The organism is Kosakonia sacchari SP1, assembly GCF_000300455.3.
Lineage (GTDB): Bacteria > Pseudomonadota > Gammaproteobacteria > Enterobacterales > Enterobacteriaceae > Kosakonia > Kosakonia sacchari.
This window is the reverse complement of the sequence record NZ_CP007215.2, coordinates 1,105,954-1,123,679: the sequence shown is the minus strand read 5'-3', so window position 1 is coordinate 1,123,679 and position 17,726 is coordinate 1,105,954. Positions and strand designations below refer to the sequence as shown.

Here is a 17,726-nt window from a genome sequence, read left to right as displayed (position 1 = left end):
ATTGATGGACAAAAAACAGAGTGAGATGAGCAAGTTTTTAAGCTATGTCTTACGCCATGAACCCCAGGCAATTGGGTTGACGCTGGATGCGGAAGGCTGGGTGAATATCGACGCGCTGATCGCGGGTGCAGCATCACAAGGTTATACGTTTACCCACGAGCTGATCCGCCAGATTGTCGAGACCAGCGATAAAAAGCGCTTCACCTTATCTGCCGATGGTGCATCAATCCGCGCCGCGCAGGGGCATTCCACCGCGCAGGTTAATATTTCCTATCAACCGAAAGCGCCGCCAGAAACGCTTTATCACGGCACGGCAACCCGCTTCCTTGACGATATTCTGGCGCAGGGGCTCGAAGCAAAATCGCGCCAGTATGTGCATTTATCCGCCGATGAAGTCACAGCAACGACAGTTGGCCAGCGCCATGGGAAACCGGTGGTGCTGCGAGTTAACGCAGGCGAGATGCAGACGCAGGGCTTTGTTTTCTATCAAGCTGATAACGGCGTGTGGCTCACCGAATCAGTACCGCCTTCGTTTATTGCGCAGTAAAAATCCCCGCACCTGCCGATTATCCTCTGGGTCAAATGAGTGATATATTTCAGGGCCTAACCCCAAGGAGACGTCATGGCGGAATTTGATTCACTTGCGCAGGATCTGCTGGCGCAGGCAGATACTGACCAGCAGCGACAGCAGGAACGGGACCGGGTACTACTGGATCAGGTGCTGGAAATTTACGGCCAGAAATATGTGGCGGAGCAGTTAAAAAAAGCGGGTAAAGCCGAGTGGAGCCGCGAATCGCTCAACCGCTGGGTCAACGGTAAAGGCAATCCGAGAAGGTTCACCGCCGCCGAAGAGGCGCTGCTGCGCAGCTTGCTGCCCTCCCCGCCCGCTCATCATCCGAACTACCGTTTTCGCTTTATCGATCTCTTCGCCGGTATCGGCGGTATTCGCAGCGGGTTTGAAGCCATTGGCGGGCAATGCGTGTTCACCAGTGAATGGAATAAAAACGCGGTACGCACCTATAAAGCTAACTGGTATAACGATCACGCCACGCATACCTTCAATCAGGATATTCGCGAAGTGACGCTGAGCGGCAATCCGAACGTTTCCGAAGCCGATGCCTACGCGCATATCGCCGCAACGATCCCTGACCATGATGTTCTGCTCGCCGGTTTTCCCTGCCAGCCCTTTAGCCTTGCGGGTGTCAGTAAAAAGAACGCCATGGGCCGCGCGCACGGATTTGAGTGCGAAGCGCAGGGCACGCTGTTTTTCGATGTGGCGCGCATTATCAAAGCCCGCCGCCCGGCCATCTTCGTGCTGGAAAACGTTAAAAATTTAAAGAGCCACGACAAAGGCAAAACCTTCAGCGTGATTATGAATACGCTGGATGAACTGGGCTATGACGTGGCTGACGCCGCGCTAAACGGCAAAGACGATCCGAAAATTATCGATGGCAAACACTTTTTACCCCAGCACCGCGAGCGCATTGTGCTGGTGGGTTTTCGCCGCGATTTAGACCTCGCCGAGGGTTTTACCCTGCGCGATATCGACCGTTTTTATCCGACAAAACGGCCCGCATTCGGTGAGCTACTGGAGCCGACCGTCGACAGCAAATATGTGTTGTCGCATAAGCTGTGGGATTATCTCTATCGCTACGCGAAAAAGCACGCCGCGAAAGGCAATGGTTTTGGCTTCGGGCTGGTTGATCCAACCCGCGCTGATAGCGTCGCACGCACCCTTTCGGCGCGTTATCACAAAGATGGATCAGAAATTCTTATCGATCGCGGCTGGGATAAAGCGCTCGGTGAAACTGATTTTGCCAACGCGGAAAATCAGGCGCGTCGCCCACGACGGCTGACACCGCATGAATGTGCGCGTTTGATGGGGTTTGAAAAAGTGGGCGAAAAACCGTTTCGCATTCCGGTTTCCGATACGCAAGCCTATCGCCAGTTTGGTAACTCGGTTGTCGTTCCCGTCTTCGCCGCCGTGGCAAAACTGCTGGAACCCCGTATTGCTCTCGCCGTAAAACGCCGCAAAAAAATCTAAAACACTTTCCCGGCATGCAAGGCGCCGGTACTTATTTAAGTCTTATTTAAGTGTTTAAAAAGTGATCATAAAGTTAATGCTGGCCAGGTCGATATTAGTGGTGCAATCCCGACTCTTTCACGGACTATGGCCATGCTTAAAAATATACGGGTTATTACAGGCATCATTATTGCTCTTTCAGTATTTTGTCTTCTTCAACTGGTTACTGGGGGTCTTTTCTACTCGGCGGTCAATAACGACAGGGTCAACTTTCAGAACACTGGCGTGCTGAACGCACAGCAAGAAAATCTTGGCGACAGCGTGAACACGCTTATCAAAACACGCGTTACCGTTACCCGCGTGGCAATCCGCTTTTTGAAAAACCAGCGCGATCCGGCGTCGCTGGCCAGCATTGAAAAGCTGCTCACTACGGCGGCAGATTCGCTGGGTAAATCTGAAGGGTATTTCAACAACTACAAAAGCACGCCGCGCGTTGCCGGGCAGGACGCTGCATTAGCCGACGAAGTGGCGCAAAACATCACCAAAATGCACGATGTGTTGCAGCAGTCGATCGCTTTCCTGCGCGCCAATAACTACGAGGCTTATGGCAACCTCGACGCGCAGCAAGCGCAGGATGATATGGACGCCAGCTACGCCAAATGGCGGGCGGAAAATAACACCTTCCTGCAAGCCGCCGCACAGCAAAACCAGAGCAGTTTTACCAGCATGCAGTGGACGCTGGGCGTGATTTTGTTGGTGGTAATTGCGGTAATGACCGTTATCTGGCTGGGTCTCCAGCACTTGCTTCTGCGCCCGCTGCACAGCGTGATGGGGCATATTCGCGCTATCGCCGGGGGTGATTTGACGATGAGCATTTCGGCTGAAGGGCGTAACGAAATGAGCCAACTCGCCGCCGGTTTACATGAAATGCAAACATCGCTGGTGAAAACGGTCAGCGCGGTGCGCAACAGTTCCGATTCGATTTACACCGGCGCCAGCGAAATCTCCACTGGCAACAACGATCTCTCGTCGCGTACCGAGCAACAAGCCGCTTCGCTGGAAGAGACCGCCGCCAGCATGGAACAGTTAACGGCAACGGTGAAACAGAACACCGATAACGCTCGTCAGGCATCGCATCTGGCGAAAAACGCCTCCGATACCGCCGCACGCGGTGGCGAAGTGGTGAATAACGTGGTGCGCACGATGAGCGAAATTTCCGACAGTTCGCAGCAAATCGCCCATATCACCAGCGTGATCGACGGTATTGCCTTCCAGACTAATATTCTCGCGCTCAACGCGGCGGTCGAAGCGGCGCGTGCCGGTGAGCAGGGCCGGGGTTTTGCGGTGGTGGCAGGCGAAGTCCGTACGCTGGCAAGCCGCAGTGCGCAGGCGGCGAAAGAGATCAAAACCCTGATTGATAACTCTGTGAACCGGGTGAACTCGGGTACCACGCAGGTTGCGGAAGCGGGCGATACGATGAAAGAGATCGTCAATGCCGTTACACGCGTGACGGATATCATGGGCGAAATCGCCTCCGCCTCTGAAGAACAGAGCAAGGGAATTGAACAGGTGAGCCTTGCGGTATCGCAGATGGACAGCGTAACCCAGCAGAACGCCGCGCTGGTGCAGGAATCCGCCGCTGCTTCCGCTGCGCTTGAGCAGCAAGCCGAGCAGTTGCGCCAGGCAGTTGCCGTGTTCCGTGTTAACGGACACAACGCGCTACTGAATGCAAAACCGGGCAAACCGCAAGCTACGCCGTTGCGCCCGGTCGCTACCGCAGCGCCATCAAGTAGTGACAACAACTGGGAAACGTTCTAACCCCCGCAAAAAGCCAGCGCGATATGCTTGTCGCGCTGGCTTTTCTTCCTTTCACGATGCCGTTTACATCGCTGTCGCGGTTACTGATTGCCACGCTCTTGCGCTGCATCACTCTGTTTTGCCGTCTGCAAAAAGACCGCAAACTGCTGCCACTGCTGCTGTAGCGCGCTGATGTGGTTTTTCTCGATATCACGCATAAACGGCAGCGTTCCGCTATTGTCCACTGACTGATTAAACTGCGTGAACCAGCTATCGCTGTCAGTACCGCGGGCGGTGATACTCAGCATTTGATGGCGTACCGTCTGGGAGGCATGTGTACCCGCGCTCAGTTGATCAATCGCTTGCTGATGTTGCCTGGCTTGTGCCGTATTGCCCAGGCTTTGTGCGAGATTCGACGCCTGCGTCAGCACCGCGCGGTTCATCTGATCGGCCTGATCGGCTTTTTCGGCAATAAAACTGGCGACAAACGCGCTGGCCTGCTGCTGATAATCAGCAGAGATGTACTTTGACACCACGTCATTGAGCTTCGCCTGGGTCATCGACAGATCCATCGCGCTGGTCGTGTAATCACCGCTCGCTTGCGGTGAGACGAGCGCCTGATGTAACGCGGCGGCCATGTCATCAGGGTTAACGGTCGAGTGCTGGAAAAAATCGATAAACTTCACCGCGTCACCCGCGCTTTGCGGATCGGAATAGAACTCGCTGGCGAGACTTGGCCCACGCGCATAAGTGGCCATGTTGGCATTACGAACCACCGCCATTGCCTGCGCCCGCTTTTCCGCCTCTTCTTTGGTTGGCGCAGTGCGCCCTTCCATGCCCTTTGCCAGCGCTTCTGCTGAAATGTTGACGGAAATTGAGCTTTCCGTGACGATCTCTTTTCCAGCAAAAGTGATGGTTTTTGACTGACGTATTTCGGGTAACGTCTGCAACGCGGCAGACGAACCGACATCCTGAATGCTCATATCTTCTCCATAGAATTGACGTTCATCAGTCGGTTATCGTCGACGCCGCGGGTGTTCTTTACTGTTTTGCGCAAAATTCACGCAAAACCACTATAAATTGGGATGTCATCAGGTGAGTTTTAATAATGGGCGGAGACCCGCCCGACAGGAGTTAATTGCGGGTTTGCACCCAAAACGCGTGGATCAGGCCAGGGAAATAGCCCAGCAGTGTAAGCAGGATGTTAATGATAAATGCCCAACCAAAGCCTTTGCCAAGCAGCACGCCCAGCGGCGGCAGAATAATGGTAAATACAACTCGCCAAAAACCCATATAAACCTCCTGTGCAACGTCATTCCAGTTGATTGAAAAGAAAGACAATCCCTTAAAGATTAGCCACTTTGCCTGCAGCTGCCACTTTCACTGGCCGTGTTTACCCTCTTTTACGCTGTACCCTGGCGGACGTTCAGGCTATGTTTATCTTCACAAACTCATTACAAAAGGAGCAAAACATGTTTTCTGTCGGCGATATTGTGCAGCCACGCATTGGCGGGCCAAAACTGAAAGTACTGGAAGTCCATCAGGATCAGATTGTCGTGGTTCCGGCCCATGACGAGCAGGCAGCAAAAATCACGCTGAAAGCGGAAGATGTCTCTCTGTATAAAGAAGACGGTGATTTTGGCGTCTGCTAATCGGTGGCGGTGGGCGTTCTCCCACCGCTTAAAAATTCAGTTCTATTCAAAAAAACCGCATAAACAAGCAACCTCAATTTCAGCACTAAACACTACCATTCACGCTTAATTAGCATAAAAAATGCTGCCCACGGTTTTATTTCTCCCCCGGAAGCATAGCGCACTAAAACAGGGGCATGCGCTTACCTGTTAATGAGTGCGTCACATCACATATCAAAAATAACGCTTTGATATTTAATGAATTTAATGACCGTCCCAACAAAAATAATGAAATGCGTAAAATTCACGCAAATGCAGAGCACTTTATCCAACAAAGAAAAGAAAATAAAAATTTATCGCTAGTTGTGAGTTTCAATGCAGATAGATAATCTACACACATCAAGCCAGCCGTTGTAAAACGCTAACACGACCGTTCATTTGCCCGTTTATTGATTATCAAGGAGCACCACCATGTTCTCTTCGCAGTCTCGCCTGCGTCACGCCGCTGCGGACACCTTTGCTATGGTTGTCTACTGTTCGGTAGTGAACATGTTGATTGAAATATTTCTCTCCGGAATGAGCTTTGAACAGTCACTTTCATCGCGGCTGGTGGCTATCCCGGTGAACATTATTATCGCCTGGCCTTATGGTATGTACCGCGATGCGTTTATGCGTTACGCCCGCCGTATTAGCCCGTCTGGCTGGATGAAGAATCTCGCCGATGTGCTGGCCTACGTGACCTTTCAGTCACCGGTGTATGTCGCCATTTTGTGGGGAGTCGGTGCCGACTGGCACCAGATTGTCGCCGCGGTCAGCTCCAATATTGTGCTGTCGATGATGATGGGCGCAGTATACGGTTACTTCCTCGATTATTGCCGCCGCCTGTTCCGGGTGAGCAACTACCATCAGGCCAAGGCCTGATGGCGGGCGGCAGGCTTTGGTCTGCCGCCTTTTTAATGCGCTTCGCCAAATAATCCCGTAATAAATTTTTCCAGCGCCACGCGCGAGCTAAAGCCGTGCGGAATGCCGTAATGCTCCTGCGCATCGCCGCCGAAGTAGAGCGGGAAATTCTGGTAGTGATCGCACAGTTTGATGTCCGAGGCGGGTTCCGCGAGCGACGAACTGCGTTCTTTCAACGTGGGGTGAATCACCAGCGCCGTGCGTCCCATACGCGCTTCGCGGTTAACATACACATAATTTTCGCCACGGCGATAACCATAGGTTTTCGGCGTGGCCACATCCATGGTGAATCCCACTTTTTCCAGCACGCGCGCCACTTCATCGGGTCTTAAATACATAGATTTTCCTCGTCATCTTTCCAAAGCCTCGCCACCTTACATGACTGAGCATGGACCGTGACTCAGAAAATTCCACAAACGAACCTGAAAGGCGTGATTGCCGTCTGGCCTTAAAAATTATGGTCTAAACTAAAATTCACATCGAAAACGAGGGAGGATCCTATGTTTAACAGACCGAATCGCCGTGACGTAGATGAAGGTGTTGAGGATATTAACCACGATGTTAACCAGCTCGCTGATAGCCTCGAAGCCGTGCTGAAATCCTGGGGGAGCGACGCGAAAGACGAAGCGGAAAGCGCCCGCCGTAAAGCACAGGCCTTACTGAAAGAGACCCGCGCACGCATGCATGGTCGCAGCCGTGTGCAACAAGCGGCGAGAGATGCCGTGGGTTGTGCCGATACGTTTGTGAAAGACAAACCCTGGTGCAGCGTTGGCGCCGCCGCCGCGGTCGGTATTTTTCTTGGCGCGCTGCTGAGCTTGCGCCGCTAACGGATTTCCGCACGACTCAACCCCTGCCGGTTTCCCCCGCAGGGGTTTTTATTTGCCTGCATATCGTTTTTTTGTACGAAACGCGTACAAACCGCCCTTACCCATTGTTTCCATCCTTTGGGCAAAGCCTATGACAATTTCCTATATATTGTGTGGTTGCATCTTTAAATAACTACATCTAGTATTCAGATCGGTAACACACACACTAACTGACGCGAACCTTCGCGCCGCCACTCTATTTTAGACGGAAATACGAATTATGCGCATTACCATTTACACTCGAAATGATTGTGTTCAGTGCCACGCCACCAAACGCGCGATGGAAAGCCGTGGCCTGGCGTTCGAAATGGTGAACGTTGACCACGTGCCGCAAGCGGCCGATGAGCTGCGTGCGATGGGCTTTCGTCAGTTACCGGTGGTTGTCGCCGGGGAAACAACATGGTCTGGTTTCCGCCCGGATATGATTAACCGCTTACATGCCGCCCCGAGCGTCGCCAGCGCATGAGCACCCTCGTCTACTTCTCCAGCAGCTCGGAAAACACGCAGCGTTTTATCGCGCGTCTCGGGCTGCCGGCGGTGCGCATTCCGCTTAATGAGCGCGAACGCATCCAGGTAGGCGAACCCTATATCCTGGTGGTGCCCAGTTATGGCGGCGGCGGTACGGCAGGCGCGGTTCCCCGCCAGGTAATCCGTTTTTTAAACGATCCGCACAACCGCGCATTGATTCGCGGCGTGATCGCCTCCGGCAACCGTAATTTCGGTGAAGCCTTTGGCCGCGCAGGCGATGTGATATCGCAAAAATGCGCCGTGCCGTATCTGTATCGTTTTGAGTTGATGGGCACTCAACAGGACATCGACAACGTGCGTAAAGGAGTGAGCGAATTTTGGCTACGACAACCGCAGAGCGCGTGATGCAATCCGCGCCCGATTTTCACGCGCTGAATGCAATGCTGAATCTTTATGATAAAGATGGCCGCATTCAGTTTGATAAAGACCGCGAGGCGGTAGACGCCTTTATGGCAACCCATGTCCGCCCGAATACCGTGACGTTTAACAGCCAGGATGAACGTCTGAACTGGCTGGTTGCGGAAGGTTATTACGATGACAGCGTGTTATCCCGTTACGATCGCGCGTTCGTCGTCGATTTGATTGCCGATACGCACACCAGCGGTTTCCGCTTCCAGACCTTTCTCGGCGCATGGAAGTTTTATACCAGCTACACGCTAAAAACCTTCGATGGTAAACACTATCTTGAACACTTCGAAGATCGCGCCTGTATGGTGGCACTGACGCTGGCGCAGGGCGATAAAACGCTGGCGCGCCAGTTAACCCGCGAGATCCTCTCGGGTCGTTTCCAGCCCGCGACGCCAACGTTCCTCAACTGCGGCAAACAGCAGCGTGGCGAGCTGGTCTCCTGCTTCCTGTTACGCATTGAAGACAATATGGAGTCGATTGGTCGCGCGGTGAATTCCGCGTTGCAGCTTTCCAAACGCGGTGGTGGCGTGGCATTTCTGCTCTCCAACCTGCGTGAAGCCGGCGCACCGATCAAGCGCATTGAAAACCAGTCTTCCGGGGTGATCCCGGTGATGAAAATGCTGGAAGATGCCTTTTCCTATGCCAACCAACTTGGTGCACGCCAGGGTGCTGGCGCGGTCTATCTGCACGCGCATCACCCGGATATTCTGCGATTTCTCGACACCAAGCGTGAAAACGCCGACGAGAAAATCCGTATCAAAACCTTGTCGCTCGGCGTGGTGATCCCGGATATCACGTTCCGTCTGGCGAAAGAGAACGCGGAGATGGCGCTGTTCTCACCTTATGACGTTGAACGTCTGTATGGCAAACCGTTCGGCGATATCGCCATCAGCGAGATGTACGAGCAATTACTGGCCGACGATCGCGTGCGTAAAAGCTACATTAACGCCCGCGATTTCTTCCAGACGCTGGCGGAAATCCAGTTTGAATCCGGCTACCCGTACATCATGTTTGAAGATACGGTTAACCGTGCCAACCCGATTGCCGGGCGCATTAACATGAGCAATCTGTGCTCGGAAATTTTGCAGGTCAACAGCGCCTCGACCTTTGATGAGAACCTCGATTACGCCAACACCGGGCGCGATATCTCCTGTAACCTTGGCTCGCTGAACATTGCGCATACCATGGACTCACCGGACTTTGGTCGCACGGTGGAAACCGCCATTCGCGGGTTAACCGCCGTCTCGGACATGAGCCATATCCGCTCGGTGCCCTCGGTGGAAAACGGCAATGCCGCCTCGCACGCCATCGGGCTTGGGCAGATGAACCTGCACGGTTATCTGGCGCGCGAAGGCATCGCCTATGGCAGCGAAGAGGGACTGGATTTCACCAATTTCTACTTCTACACCATCACCTGGCATGCACTGCATACCTCCATGATGATCGCCCGCGAACGCGGTCAGCATTTTGCCGGTTTCCCGGCCTCGCGCTACGCCAGCGGCGAGTATTTCAACCAGTACCTTGAGGGCAACTGGCAACCGAAAACGGAAAAAGTGCGGGCGCTGTTTGAATGTGCTGGCATTACCATCCCAACCCGTGAGATGTGGCAACAACTGCGTGATGATGTGATGCGCTACGGGATCTACAACCAGAATCTTCAGGCCGTGCCGCCCACCGGGTCGATCTCGTATATCAACCATGCGACATCAAGCATTCATCCGATTGTGTCGAAAATTGAGATCCGCAAAGAGGGCAAAACCGGGCGCGTTTACTACCCGGCGCCGTTTATGACCAACGACAACCTGGCGCTGTATGAAGACGCCTACGACATCGGGCCGGAAAAGATCATTGATACCTATGCCGAAGCCACGCGCCATGTGGATCAGGGGTTATCGCTGACGCTGTTCTTTAAAGACACCGCCACCACCCGCGATATCAACAAAGCGCAGATTTACGCCTGGAAAAAAGGCATTAAGTCGCTGTATTACATTCGCCTGCGCCAGCTTGCGCTGGAAGGCACCGAAATCCAGGGCTGCGTGTCCTGCGCGTTGTAAGGAGAAAAGGATGAGCCAACTATCACGCGTCAGCGCGGTGAACTGGAACAAAATCCAGGATGATAAAGATCTGGAAGTGTGGAACCGCCTGACCAGCAACTTCTGGTTGCCGGAAAAAGTGCCGCTGTCGAACGATATTCCTGCCTGGCAGACGTTAAGCCCGGCAGAACAGCAGCTTACTATTCGCGTTTTTACCGGTCTGACATTACTCGACACCATTCAGAACACCGTCGGCGCACCGGCGTTGATGGCGGACGCGCTAACGCCGCACGAAGAGGCGGTGTTGTCGAATGTCAGCTTTATGGAGGCGGTGCACGCGCGCTCTTACAGCTCTATTTTCTCTACACTCTGCCAGACCAGAGATGTCGACGCCGCTTATAACTGGAGCGAAGAGAACGCCGCATTGCAGCGCAAAGCGCAACTGATTTTGCAGTATTACCGTGCCGATGAGCCGCTGAAGAAGAAAATCGCCAGCGTGTTTCTGGAATCTTTCCTCTTCTATTCCGGTTTCTGGTTACCGATGTACTGGTCGAGCCGCGGTAAGCTCACTAACACCGCCGATTTGATTCGCCTGATCATTCGCGATGAAGCGGTGCACGGCTACTACATTGGTTATAAGTACCAGAAAGGGCTGGAAAAAGTGAGTGCGGAAAAACGCGAAGAGCTGAAAAACTTCGCGCTCGATCTGCTGATGGATCTCTACGAGAACGAACTGCGTTACACCGACGATCTTTACGCCGGGAGTGGCTGGGACGAAGATGTGAAAGCGTTTCTCTGCTACAACGCCAACAAAGCCTTGATGAACCTTGGTTACGAGCCATTATTCCCGCCGGAAATGGCCGACGTGAACCCGGCAATTTTGTCCGCGCTCTCGCCAAATGCCGATGAAAACCACGACTTTTTCTCCGGCTCCGGTTCGTCCTATGTGATGGGTAAAGCCGTCGAAACCGAAGACGAAGACTGGAACTTCTGATTGCGTTTTCCTCTCCCCATCGGGAGAGGAATATTCTCGCTAATATTTAATTTAAAATAACCTGCCACGAAAAAGGGTATTACTATTTCATTCGCTCCCTGGTGTTTTCTCAGCACAATATCCTTTCAGCTTCTACACTGTAATTGTTTCGTCATTTTCATCTGAATCAGCACTATTCAGATGCGATTTCCCGATGAATTTCAAAAAAAATCTCATCCGCCGCCAGCCCTTATTTCATGGGAAATGGCGGCAATTATCGCTTAAGCAAATTCTTAAAGACGGGAAATTCAGGGTTGTCTCAGATTCTGAGTATGCTAGGGTATATCCAGTCAATTATTCTCACCAGGTACGATATCGACACAATAAATAACAGGAACTCTATTATTGCATGGCAATTAAATTAGAAGTTAAAAACCTTTATAAGATATTTGGCGAGCATCCGCAGCGGGCTTTCAAATATATTGAAAAAGGACTTTCGAAAGAGAAAATTCTGGAAAAAACGGGTCTGTCGCTTGGCGTGAAAGACGCCAGTCTGGCCATTGAAGAAGGCGAGATATTTGTCATCATGGGGTTATCCGGATCGGGTAAATCCACTATGGTACGCCTTCTCAATCGCCTGATTGAACCCACCCGCGGACAGGTGCTGATTGACGGCGTGGATATCGCCAAAATATCAGACGCCGAATTACGCGAGGTGCGCAGGAAAAAGATTGCGATGGTCTTCCAGTCATTTGCGCTAATGCCCCATATGACGGTGCTGGATAATGCCGCCTTTGGCATGGAGTTAGCCGGTATTGCGGCGCAAGAACGCCAGGAAAAAGCGCTGGACGCGCTGCGCCAGGTTGGGCTGGAGAATTATGCGCACAGTTATCCGGATGAACTCTCTGGCGGTATGCGCCAGCGTGTTGGTCTGGCGCGCGCATTAGCCATCAACCCCGATATCTTATTAATGGATGAAGCCTTCTCCGCACTCGATCCATTAATTCGCACCGAAATGCAGGATGAACTGGTAAAGCTTCAGGCCAAACACCAGCGCACAATTGTATTTATTTCCCACGATCTCGATGAAGCCATGCGTATTGGCGACAGAATTGCCATTATGCAAAACGGTGAAGTTGTGCAGGTCGGCACGCCGGATGAAATATTGAATAATCCGGCCAATGATTATGTGCGCACCTTCTTCCGTGGCGTCGATATTAGTCAGGTATTTAGCGCCAAAGATATTGCGCGTCGAACGCCTGTCGGGCTAATTCGCAAAACGCCCGGCTTCGGCCCGCGTTCGGCGCTGAAAGTATTGCAGGATGAAGACCGTGAATTCGGTTATGTGATTGAACGCGGCAATAAATTTGTCGGCGTTGTCTCCATCGACTCCCTGAAAGAGGCGCTCGGTCAAAGCCAGGGTATCGAGGCGGCGTTAATCGACTCCCCGCTTGCGGTGGATGCCGAAACGCCGCTCAGCGAGTTGCTCTCCCACGTTGGACAAGCGCCCTGCGCCGTACCGGTGGTAGGTGAAGAGCAACAGTATGTGGGCATCATCTCCAAACGGATGCTGCTGCAAGCTTTAGATCGCGAGGGGGCAAACAATGGCTGATCAAAACAACCCGTGGGATAGCGCACCGGCAACCGACAACGCCGCGCAGTCTGCGGATGCCTGGGGCAACGGCAGTAGCGCACCAGCCGATGGCGGCAGCGCTGACTGGCTGCACAGCGCGCCGACACCCGCGCCGGAACACTTCAATATTATGGACCCGTTCCATAAAACGCTGATCCCGCTTGATAGCTGGGTAACACAGGCGATCGACTGGGTGGTGATGCACTTCCGCCCGCTGTTTCAGGGTATTCGCGTGCCGGTGGATTACATCCTCAGCGCGTTCCAGCAAATGCTGCTGGGCATGCCCGCACCGGTGGCGATTATTCTTTTCTCGCTGATCGCCTGGCAGATGAGCAGCGCCGGAATGGGCATCGCCACGCTGGTATCACTGATTGCTATTGGCGCCATCGGTGCCTGGTCGCAGGCGATGGTGACATTAGCGCTGGTGCTGACCGCCCTGCTGTTTTGCGTGGTGATCGGCTTGCCAATGGGGATTTGGCTGGCACGCAGCCAGCGCGCGGCGAAAATCGTTCGCCCGCTGTTGGATGCAATGCAGACCACCCCCGCGTTTGTCTACCTGGTGCCAATTGTGATGCTGTTTGGTATCGGCAATGTACCGGGCGTGGTGGTGACCATTATCTTCGCCCTGCCGCCGGTGGTGCGTCTGACCATTCTCGGTATCAACCAGGTGCCGGCCGATTTGATTGAAGCCTCGCGCTCATTTGGCGCAAGCCCGCGCCAGATGTTGTTTAAAGTACAGTTACCGCTGGCCATGCCCACCATTATGGCGGGAATTAACCAGACGTTGATGCTTGCCCTCTCCATGGTAGTGATCGCCTCAATGATCGCCGTTGGCGGGCTTGGCCAGATGGTACTGCGCGGTATTGGCCGCCTTGATATGGGGCTTGCCACCGTTGGCGGCGTAGGGATTGTTATCCTCGCCATCATTCTCGACCGCCTGACGCAGGCTGTCGGTCGCGATTCCCGCAGCCGCGGTAATCGTCGCTGGTATCAAACCGGCCCGCTGGGTCTGCTGACCCGCCCTTTCGCTAAATAATCTGTCGCCCGGCAACTCGCCGGGCAGCAGTATCCCACCTGAACAATAAGGAACAACGATGCGACATAGCGTACTTTTTGCCACAGCGTTTGCCACCCTTGTCTCGACCAGTGCATTTGCTGCGGACGCAGAACTGCCAGGCAAAGGCATCACCGTGAAGCCTTTTCAAAGCACTATCGCCGAAGAGAGCTTCCAGACATTACTGGTAAGCCGCGCTCTGGAAAAACTCGGTTACACCGTGAATACCCCGGACGAAGTGGATTACAACGTCGGTTACACCTCAATGGCGGCGGGCGATGTGACTTTTACCACCGTCAACTGGCAACCGCTGCATGACGACATGTATGCCGCCGCCGGGGGCGACAAAAAATTCTACCGCGAAGGCACTTATGTCACCGGTGCGGCGCAGGGATATTTGATCGATAAGAAGACCGCCGAGAAATATCACATCACCAACATTGAGCAGCTAAAAGATCCGAAAATTGCCAAACTGTTTGACGGTAACGGCGACGGCAAAGCCGATATGATGGGTTGCTCACCGGGCTGGGGCTGCGAAGCGGTGATTAACCACCAGCATCAGGCATATGGTCTGGAAAACACCGTCACCGTCAGCCACGGAAATTATTCGGCGATGATGGCCGATACCATCACCCGCTTCAAAGAAGGCAAACCGGTGCTCTATTACACCTGGACGCCATACTGGGTAAGCGATGTGCTGAAACCGGGTAAAGATGTGGTCTGGCTGCAGGTCCCGTTCTCTTCCCTGCCGGGTGAACAGAAAGATATCGACACCAAACTGCCAAACGGCATGAACTACGGGTTCCCGGTGAACACCATGCATATTGTTGCCAACAAAGCCTGGGCCGAGAAAAACCCGGCGGCGGCGAAATTGTTCGCAGTGATGAAACTGCCGCTGGCCGATATCAATGCCGAAAACGCCATGATGCATGCGGGCAAATCGTCTGAAGCAGATATTCAGGGTCACGTTGATGGCTGGATCAAAGCGCACCAGCAGCAGTTCGACGGCTGGATCAAAGAGGCACTTGCTGCGCAGAAATAACCTGTCGCAGTAACCTTTTAAAAAGCGCCATCGGTTTCGTACCGGATGGCGCTTTTGCTTATTCAGGCTCTGCCCGCCTGTTCGCCTGTTCGCCTGTTCGCCTGTTCGCCTGTTCGCCTGTTCGCCTGTTCGCCTGTTCGCCTGTTCGCCTGTTCGCCTGTTCGCCTGTTCGCCTGTTCGCCTATTCGCCTGTTCGCCTGTTCGCCTGTTCGCCTGGCAGGGTACGTCACCGCACGTTCCGACACGCGATCTTCCTCACACATTTCAATCCATTGGCTATCATGAGTGTCTGGAAAAAACATACCTGACTTACAACACCAATGACTACACCGAACCAGGGCCTTAGCCCGGCGCTGATTGCGCTGATGTCCGTTGCCACCGGCCTCGCCGTTGCCAGCAACTACTATGCGCAACCGCTCCTAGATACCATCGCCCACGCCTTTTCACTCACGCCCAACCAGGCTGGATTTATCGTCACCGCCGCCCAGCTTGGCTACGCCGCCGGGCTGTTATTTCTCGTGCCGCTTGGCGATATGTTCGAACGACGTGCGCTGATTGTGCTGATGACGCTGCTGTCGGCAGGCGGCATGTTGATCACTGCCAGTAGTTCATCGCTCGGGCTGATGATCCTCGGCACGGCGCTGACCGGGCTGTTTTCCGTGGTGGCGCAAATTCTCGTCCCGCTGGCCGCCACGCTGGCAACCCCGGACAAACGCGGCAAAGTGGTGGGGACGATTATGAGTGGTCTGCTGCTCGGCATTTTGCTGGCGCGCACCGTTGCCGGATTGCTGGCAAGCCTTGGCGGCTGGCGCACGGTTTACTGGGTCGCCAGTGTGTTAATGGTGCTGATGGCGCTGGCGCTGTGGCGCGGGCTGCCGAAAATCAAGCAAGAGAATCATCTTAATTACCCGCAACTGCTTGGCTCGGTATTTGGCCTGTTTGCTGGCGACAAACTGTTACGTACCCGGGCAATGCTTGGCTGCCTGAGCTTTGCGAACTTCAGCATCTTATGGACGTCAATGGCGTTTTTGCTGGCCTCACCGCCGTTTCAGTTCTCCGAGGCGACGATCGGCCTGTTCGGCCTGGTGGGCGCAGCAGGCGCACTCGGTGCACGCCAGGCTGGTGGGCTGGCGGATCGGGGTCATTCCCATCTCACCACCACCGGCGGCCTGATTCTGTTACTGCTCTCCTGGGTGGCTATCTGGCTTGGACACAGCTCGGTTATCGCATTGATTATTGGCATTATCGTGCTGGATCTCACCGTGCAGGGGGTGCATATCACCAACCAGACGGTTATCTATCGCGTGAAACCGGACGCGCGAAACCGCCTGACCGCAGGCTATATGACCAGCTATTTTATTGGCGGCGCGGCAGGCTCGCTGATCTCCGCTTCCGCCTGGCAACACGCAGGCTGGACAGGGGTTTGCCTGGCGGGTAGCGTGCTGGCGCTGCTGAATCTGCTGGTTTGGTGGCGAGGATTTCACCGCCAGGAGGCGGCAATGTAAACAACCACCCACGTTTGCACGTTTCGGAGGAACACCGGGGTGTTAACGAGTCCCTCAGTCTGTTAAGGTTATGGGACTTGTTTATCCCGGTTATATTAACGTGGGTGATATATAACAAACATTATGGATATGGATAGTTCTGCAACCGCAACACAGAGTACGTCTGACCAGAGCGCGACATTTCTGGAAGGTATCAAAGACAGCCTTCCCATCGTTTTGAGCTACGTCCCCGTCGCGTTTGCCTTTGGCATGAATGCCACCAAACTCGGTTTTACCCCACTCGAAAGCGTTTTCTTCTCCTGCATTATTTATGCGGGTGCCAGCCAGTTCGTTATCACCACCATGCTTGCCGCGGGTAGCGCTTTATGGGTTGCCGCGCTGACCGTAATGGCCATGGATGTTCGCCACGTGCTTTATGGCCCGTCTCTGCGTAGCCGCATTCTGCAACCGCTCAAAAACCGCAAAACGGCCGTCTGGGCTTTTGGCCTGACGGATGAGGTATTTGCCGCCGCCACCGCGAAGCTGGTGCGTGATAACCGCCGCTGGAGCGAAAACTGGATGATCGGTATCGCCTTATTTTCCTGGCTTTCCTGGGTGGCGGGCACGGTGCTGGGCGCGTTTTCCGGCGACGGACTGCTGGAAGGTTACCCGGCGGTGGAATCGGCGTTAGGGTTTATGTTGCCCGCGCTGTTTATGAGTTTCCTGCTCGCCTCGTTCCAGCGTCGCCAGATTAGCGCTGTCACGGCGGCGCTGCTCGGCGCACTGGTGGGCGTCACGCTGTTTTCTATTCCTGCCGCGATTCTGGCCGGGATTTTCGCCGGCTGCCTGGCCGCGCTGGTACAGGCGTTTTATCAAGGAGCACCGGATGCGCAATGAGGTGCTGCTGCTCGGCCTGCTGGTGGGCTGCGTCAATTTTCTTTTCCGTTATCTGCCGTTGCGTATCCGCCCCGGACAGTCACGCCCGGCGAAACGCGGCGTGAGCGGTGTATTTTTGGACACCATTGGCATCGCGTCTATCTGCGCGCTGCTGGTGGTCTCCTGCGTGCCGGAAATCGCCGCCGACAGCCGCCGTCTGCTGCCAACACTTGCCGGTTTCGCGGTGCTCGGTGTCAGCTTCTGGAAAACACGCAGCATTATTCTCCCCACGCTACTGAGCGCTTTCGCGTACGGAATCGTCTGGAAACTCCTGACAGAAGCATAGATAAGGCAAATTTATTACTACAAATAATACATTTACTTTATTTGTCACTGTCGTTACTATATCGACTGCAAT

19 protein-coding genes are annotated in these 17,726 nt (G+C 53.9%); 16 read left to right on the top strand and 3 right to left on the bottom strand.

Features of this window, described 5'->3' with window-relative positions; genetic code table 11:
- The first annotated feature begins 4 nt into the window (after window positions 1-4).
- From C813_RS28345 to tcp, 3 genes are all read left to right on the top strand, one after another.
- Entirely contained in the window at window positions 5-547 is a 543-nt protein-coding gene (locus tag C813_RS28345; RefSeq protein WP_017459345.1) for an RNA 2'-phosphotransferase, read from the top strand.
- 75 nt (window positions 548-622) lie between these two features.
- Window positions 623-2,044 carry a DNA cytosine methyltransferase gene (locus tag C813_RS28340; protein ID WP_017459344.1) on the top strand — a complete coding sequence of 474 codons (1,422 nt, stop codon included), beginning with the start codon at window positions 623-625 and terminating at the stop codon, window positions 2,042-2,044.
- Window positions 2,045-2,176: 132 nt separating this feature from the next.
- On the top strand, window positions 2,177-3,841 hold the full coding sequence (tcp, locus tag C813_RS28335) for a methyl-accepting chemotaxis citrate transducer (RefSeq protein WP_017459343.1): 1,665 nt from the start codon (window positions 2,177-2,179) through the stop codon (window positions 3,839-3,841).
- 80 nt (window positions 3,842-3,921) lie between these two features.
- On the opposite strand, the gene C813_RS28330 is transcribed toward tcp, so the two are convergent.
- Window positions 3,922-4,803 carry a hypothetical protein gene (locus tag C813_RS28330; RefSeq protein WP_017459342.1) on the bottom strand — a complete coding sequence of 294 codons (882 nt, stop codon included), beginning with the start codon at window positions 4,801-4,803 and terminating at the stop codon, window positions 3,922-3,924.
- Window positions 4,804-4,954: 151 nt separating this feature from the next.
- On the bottom strand, window positions 4,955-5,113 hold the full coding sequence (locus tag C813_RS28325) for a YqaE/Pmp3 family membrane protein (protein WP_017459341.1): 159 nt from the start codon (window positions 5,111-5,113) through the stop codon (window positions 4,955-4,957).
- 179 nt (window positions 5,114-5,292) lie between these two features.
- Here C813_RS28325 and C813_RS28320 point away from each other — a divergent pair, with 179 nt between their 5' ends.
- Window positions 5,293-5,472, top strand: coding sequence for a hypothetical protein (locus C813_RS28320; RefSeq protein ID WP_017459340.1), 180 nt, complete (start codon window positions 5,293-5,295; stop codon window positions 5,470-5,472).
- A gap of 450 nt (window positions 5,473-5,922) precedes the next feature.
- Window positions 5,923-6,372, top strand: coding sequence for an L-alanine exporter AlaE (gene alaE, locus C813_RS28315; protein WP_017459339.1), 450 nt, complete (start codon window positions 5,923-5,925; stop codon window positions 6,370-6,372).
- Between the two features lie 32 nt (window positions 6,373-6,404).
- On the opposite strand, the gene C813_RS28310 is transcribed toward alaE, so the two are convergent.
- Entirely contained in the window at window positions 6,405-6,749 is a 345-nt protein-coding gene (locus tag C813_RS28310) for a DUF2002 family protein (RefSeq protein WP_017459338.1), read from the bottom strand.
- Between the two features lie 162 nt (window positions 6,750-6,911).
- Between C813_RS28310 and C813_RS28305 the strand changes: the two genes are divergently transcribed.
- From C813_RS28305 to ygaH, 11 genes are all read left to right on the top strand, one after another.
- On the top strand, window positions 6,912-7,238 hold the full coding sequence (locus tag C813_RS28305; protein WP_017459337.1) for a DUF883 domain-containing protein: 327 nt from the start codon (window positions 6,912-6,914) through the stop codon (window positions 7,236-7,238).
- A gap of 259 nt (window positions 7,239-7,497) precedes the next feature.
- On the top strand, window positions 7,498-7,743 hold the full coding sequence (nrdH, locus tag C813_RS28300; RefSeq protein WP_017459336.1) for a glutaredoxin-like protein NrdH: 246 nt from the start codon (window positions 7,498-7,500) through the stop codon (window positions 7,741-7,743).
- Window positions 7,740-8,150, top strand: coding sequence for a class Ib ribonucleoside-diphosphate reductase assembly flavoprotein NrdI (gene nrdI, locus C813_RS28295; RefSeq protein ID WP_017459335.1), 411 nt, complete (start codon window positions 7,740-7,742; stop codon window positions 8,148-8,150). The genes nrdH and nrdI overlap by 4 nt, the downstream gene beginning before the upstream one ends.
- A complete protein-coding gene (nrdE, locus tag C813_RS28290) occupies window positions 8,123-10,267 on the top strand; it encodes a class 1b ribonucleoside-diphosphate reductase subunit alpha (RefSeq protein ID WP_017459334.1) in 2,145 nt (714 codons plus the stop codon). Before nrdI ends, nrdE begins: the two co-directional genes overlap by 28 nt.
- A 10-nt stretch (window positions 10,268-10,277) precedes the next feature.
- Entirely contained in the window at window positions 10,278-11,240 is a 963-nt protein-coding gene (nrdF, locus tag C813_RS28285) for a class 1b ribonucleoside-diphosphate reductase subunit beta (protein WP_017459333.1), read from the top strand.
- 388 nt (window positions 11,241-11,628) lie between these two features.
- Window positions 11,629-12,831, top strand: coding sequence for a glycine betaine/L-proline ABC transporter ATP-binding protein ProV (proV, locus tag C813_RS28280; RefSeq protein WP_017459332.1), 1,203 nt, complete (start codon window positions 11,629-11,631; stop codon window positions 12,829-12,831).
- Window positions 12,824-13,888 carry a glycine betaine/L-proline ABC transporter permease ProW gene (proW, locus tag C813_RS28275; RefSeq protein ID WP_017459331.1) on the top strand — a complete coding sequence of 355 codons (1,065 nt, stop codon included), beginning with the start codon at window positions 12,824-12,826 and terminating at the stop codon, window positions 13,886-13,888. Before proV ends, proW begins: the two co-directional genes overlap by 8 nt.
- Before the next feature lie 58 nt (window positions 13,889-13,946).
- A complete protein-coding gene (proX, locus tag C813_RS28270) occupies window positions 13,947-14,948 on the top strand; it encodes a glycine betaine/L-proline ABC transporter substrate-binding protein ProX (RefSeq protein ID WP_017459330.1) in 1,002 nt (333 codons plus the stop codon).
- 320 nt (window positions 14,949-15,268) lie between these two features.
- Window positions 15,269-16,453, top strand: a complete 1,185-nt coding sequence (locus tag C813_RS28265; protein ID WP_017459328.1) for an MFS transporter — start codon at window positions 15,269-15,271, stop codon at window positions 16,451-16,453.
- A 129-nt stretch (window positions 16,454-16,582) separates the two neighbouring features.
- Window positions 16,583-17,329, top strand: a complete 747-nt coding sequence (locus C813_RS28260; RefSeq protein ID WP_046199725.1) for an AzlC family ABC transporter permease — start codon at window positions 16,583-16,585, stop codon at window positions 17,327-17,329.
- Complete coding sequence (ygaH, locus tag C813_RS28255; protein WP_017459326.1) at window positions 17,319-17,654, top strand: L-valine transporter subunit YgaH; 336 nt, start codon at window positions 17,319-17,321, stop codon at window positions 17,652-17,654. Before C813_RS28260 ends, ygaH begins: the two co-directional genes overlap by 11 nt.
- The last annotated feature ends 72 nt before the right edge of the window (window positions 17,655-17,726 follow it).